Origin of the sequence: uncultured Mycobacterium sp. (assembly GCF_964249325.1) — a bacterium.
In the GTDB taxonomy this organism is placed as follows: domain Bacteria; phylum Actinomycetota; class Actinomycetes; order Mycobacteriales; family Mycobacteriaceae; genus Mycobacterium.
The window spans coordinates 24,205-28,363 of record NZ_CAXUCH010000028.1 but is presented as its reverse complement, the minus strand read 5'-3'; the positions used below and the strand labels follow the sequence as shown (position 1 = coordinate 28,363).

Sequence of the window (4,159 nt, the reverse complement as noted above, 5' to 3'; positions counted from 1 at the left end):
CGATATAGAAGGCCAAGAAGATCCAGTACGCCGGCGTGTCGGTGCCGGTGTTCAGGTAGGACTGCCGCAGCGCCAGGTTGATCCCTACACCGCCGAGTGCGCCGAACGCCGCGACAAACCCGATCACCGCGCCGGAAGTGGCGGCCGACCAGTGTCGGCGTTCGAGCTCACTGACGGCCAGTAGGTGGCTGCGCGCCTCGAAAACCGACGGGATCATCTTGTATACCGCTCCATTTCCCAACCCGGACAGCACAAACAGGACCATGAAGCCGCAGATATAGCCCACCATCGTGGCGGACAGTCGTGGGACCGGGATTGTGGTCATGCACCGTGCTGATGGCCACCAGCACCGCGGTGGCTAGCCCCATGGCGGCGAAGACCGCTAGCGCGACTCGGCTGCCGCCGATGCGGTCGGCGAGCCGGCCGCCGTAGATGCGGGCCACCGAGCCCAGTGTTGTTCCGATGAAAGCGAATTCGGCGGCATGCAGTGCTGCCTGGGCATGGGTCTGCCCGGTGGCTTCGAAATTCACTTGCAGCACCAGCCCGAACGCGAACGAGAAGCCGATCCATGAACCGAAGGTGCCCAGGTAGAGCAGCGCCAACAGCCAGGTGTCCCGCTCGTAGAGAATCAAGCGCAGGTGGCTGACCTCGGTGGGGTGCTCAAGATTGTCCATGTAATGGGCTGCGCCGATCGCGACGATCGTCAACAGCAGCACGTATAGCCCACATACCCAATAGGGTTGGCGGTGGCCGGCGAATGCGATCACTAGCAGCCCCACCAATTGGATCACCGGCACCCCGAGATTGCCGGCTCCGGCGTTGAACCCCAGTGCTGAGCCCTTCAGCCGGTGAGGGTAGAACGCGTTGGTGTTGGTCATCGACGCCGCGTAATTAGCGCCCCCGCAGCCAGTAAGCGCCGCGCACACCACAGCGGCAGACCGGGATGGGCCAGCAGCACGATAGCGCTCACGCTAGGGACGAGCAGTATCACGATCGAAAAGACTGTCCAACTCCGGCCACCGAAGTGCGCAATGCCCAACGAATAGGGTATACGGAGGCATGCCGCGACCAGTGTGGCGGTAGCGCCCAGGAGGAACTTGTCGGCCGGAGAAAAGCCGTACACGTTGCGGGGCATGAAGAGCACCATCACCGGCCATAGCGTCCAAATCCCGAACGCCACGTGGTCACAGGCGACGATCCAGAGCAGGTTGCGGCGCGCGATCGCTTTGTTGCCAGCCTCCCACGCGACAGTGTCTTCAGCGTCCCAGTACGAGATGCGATGCGAGCGAGCCATCGAGGTGTTATGCCCGGGCGCTGCCGACGTTTCCATTCGGGCACCACCTTGATGCGACAACCAGCAGGTATTCCCACTGCATTACGCCTTTCGACATGTGGCGTCGCGCTAGTTCGACGAGTTGGGCGTCAAGGCTCTGGACCAGCACGGAATTGTCGGCGATGTTGCGGTAGGCGTTGATGGTCGGGCCGTAGTGGTGCTTGAAGTACTCGTGCACCGACTCGGGGCTGTCGAACCGGTCCACCGTCAACATGCCCCGCCGAGCGCTGATTTCGCCGACCCGCTGCCCCAGCAGCCCCGCGACATAATCCTCACGGCCCCACAGCGCCGCCGGTGGCACGGTCGGGCCCAACGTCGGTCGGTACGGCCTGATCGTGGCAAGCATCTGGCCGAAGAACCCCTCCGGTGTCCAGCTGATGAGCCCGATCTTTCCGCCGGGGCGACATACCCGCACCAGCTCGTCGGCCGCACGCTGATGACGCGGCGCGAACATTACGCCGATCGCCGAAACCACCCGGTCGAACGACCCGTCGGCGAACGGCAGCTCTTCGGCGTTGGCCTCGCGGCACTCGATGCCGAGTTCCTGTTCGGCAGCTCGTGTTTGGGCCCGGTTCAGCAGCTCCGGGGTGAGGTCACTGGCAACGACTTTGGCGCCCATTTTGGCGGCCGGGAGGGAGACGTTGCCGGATCCAGCGGCGACATCGAGCACCCGATCGCTGGGACCAGTGCCCGTGGCGGCGACCAGTAATGGGCCGAGGGGGGCCATCACCTGCTCGGCCATCAGGGCGTAGTCGCCCATCGCCCAGACCGCTCGGTGTGTTGTCGCCACGGCGTGGTGTTCGCCGGGAGGGGTGTCGACGCTCATAAAAATCTCCTGACGAAAGCAACTGGTGGGTGCGCCAACACCGTCGTCGGCGCCTTGGCGGGCCAAACTTCACGCACCAAGCTCACATACAGTTATAGTAACACTAAGAGATAGTTTACGTTGATTATAGTAGGCGCCTGCTAAACTGCTGGATGGCAGCTGTGAAAAATCGCATCGACGAGCGCCCCGTACGGCGGGCGCGAACAAGGAGCGCAAAGCAGACAATGGCCACCGAAAGCGCGGCAGCAACACTGGAATCACTCGATGCGATCACTGACGCGTTGCTGACCGCCTCGCGGTTACTGGTCGCCATCTCGGCCCACTCGATTGCCCAAGTCGACGAAACGATCACCATCCCGCAGTTCCGGACCCTGGTGATCCTGTCGAATCGAGGCCCAATCAACCTGGCCACGCTGGCTGGGCTCCTCGGCGTCAAACCCTCGGCCGCTGGCCGGATGGTCGATCGACTCGTAAGCGCCGGACTGATCGATCGCCAACCACACCCCAACTCACGGCGCGAACTACTTGCCGCCTTGACTCCCCGCGGACGAAAGGTGGTGCGGCAGGTCACTTCTCACCGGCGCGTCGAGATTGCGCGCATCGTCGAAAAGATGCCGCCGTCAGAGCGCCATGGGTTGGTGCGCGCTCTGACCGCGTTTACCGGCGCCGGGGGAGAGCCGGCCGCCGATTTCGAAGGCGACGTGTAGCTCATCCACTCGTCGCGGGTGGCCCACGTTTCGTGACGAGACCGCTGGGATGTTGGCCGCCTCGAACGCCGGCTGTGCGCTGATAACATCCCAACGGTGCCGGCGGCGAAAGACACCGGTCCCGCGGAGCCCAGAGGGCGGTTGGGCGCATTTATCCGGCGGTCCGGCTACGTGCGCAAGTGGCTCATCCTTGGCATTGCCATCGGCGTCATCGCCGGCGTCGGCGCGGTGGTCTTCTATCTGTTGCTGAAATACGCCAGCGAGTTTCTGCTGGGCTACCTGGCCGACTATCGCATCCCCACTCCGGTGGGAGAGGACGGCAACCATCCTTCCTCCGGTTTCCACCGTGCGTGGGCTATTCCGCTGGTGACGACGGCCGGTGCGTTCTTGTCAGCGGTCATCGTCGCCTGGCTTGCCCCGGAAGCTGAAGGCCATGGCACCGACGAAGCGATCGAGGCGGTCCACAGCTATCCCACCAACATCCGCAGCCGCGTGGTGCTGGTGAAGATGGTGGCAAGCGCACTGACCATCGGCTCCGGCGGTTCGGGCGGTCGCGAGGGTCCCACCGCTCAGATCTCGGCAGGCTTCGGATCGCTGCTGACCCGTAGGCTGAACCTTCCTGTCGAGGACGGCAGGATCGCGGTGGCCGTAGGCATCGGCTCAGGCATCGGTGCCATCTTCGGCGCACCGCTGGGCGGAGCAGTGCTGGCCACGTCAATCATCTGTCGCGAGGACCTCGAATACCGCGCACTGGTGCCCGGTTTCATCGCCTCGGCCGCGGCGTACGCGGTGCTCGGTTCGATCATCGGTTTCGAGCCTCTGTTCGGTTTCGTCGACGCCGAATACCGCTTCGAGGAAGCCTGGCCGCTGCTGTGGTTCGCAGTAATCGGCTTGATCGCTGCCGCGATCGGCTATCTGTATGCCCGCGTCTTCTATTGGACGGTGGCGTTGACCGATCGACTGCCCGGGGGCGTGCTCAAACCGACCCTCGGCGGACTGCTGGTCGGGCTATTAGGGCTGCTGATCCCGCAAATCCTCAGCAGCGGATACGGCTGGATTCAGGAAGCCATCACACGACAAACGTTGATGACGATTCCGTTGTGGATCGTGCTCGCCTTGCCGATCGCCAAAATCGTGGCCACGTCATTATCGATTGGCACCGGCGGATCGGGCGGGATTTTCGGCCCCGGCATTGTGATTGGTGCGTTTGTCGGGGCGGCGATCTGGCGGCTGGGCGAGCTCTGGAGCCTTCCCGGAGTGCCCGCAGACCCCGGCATTTTCGTGGTCGTGGGA

Annotated in this window: 2 protein-coding genes and 2 pseudogenes (2 of these 4 running past the window's edge); 2 read left to right on the top strand and 2 right to left on the bottom strand. The window is 63.7% G+C overall.

The window, feature by feature from the left end:
• Both ACFE99_RS06155 and ACFE99_RS06150 read right to left on the bottom strand, forming a co-directional pair.
• A pseudogene (locus ACFE99_RS06155) lies at positions 1-1,294 on the bottom strand (nitrate/nitrite transporter) (it extends 128 nt beyond the left edge of the window).
• Positions 1,295-1,301: 7 nt separating this feature from the next.
• On the bottom strand, positions 1,302-2,159 hold the full coding sequence (locus ACFE99_RS06150; protein WP_375483409.1) for a class I SAM-dependent methyltransferase: 858 nt from the start codon (positions 2,157-2,159) through the stop codon (positions 1,302-1,304).
• 224 nt (positions 2,160-2,383) lie between these two features.
• Here ACFE99_RS06150 and ACFE99_RS06145 point away from each other — a divergent pair, with 224 nt between their 5' ends.
• Positions 2,384-2,866, top strand: a complete 483-nt coding sequence (locus ACFE99_RS06145) for a MarR family transcriptional regulator (RefSeq protein WP_375483407.1) — start codon at positions 2,384-2,386, stop codon at positions 2,864-2,866.
• Between the two features lie 72 nt (positions 2,867-2,938).
• A pseudogene (locus ACFE99_RS06140) lies at positions 2,939-4,159 on the top strand (chloride channel protein) (it continues 220 nt past the right edge of the window).

What these genes read in the sequence shown, in the direction of transcription:
- ACFE99_RS06145 (WP_375483407.1), top strand. Translation starts at nt 2,384, where the DNA reads ATGGCCACCGAAAGCGCGGCAGCAACACTGGAATCACTCGATGCGATC.
- ACFE99_RS06150 (WP_375483409.1), bottom strand. Translation starts at nt 2,159, where the DNA reads ATGAGCGTCGACACCCCTCCCGGCGAACACCACGCCGTGGCGACAACA.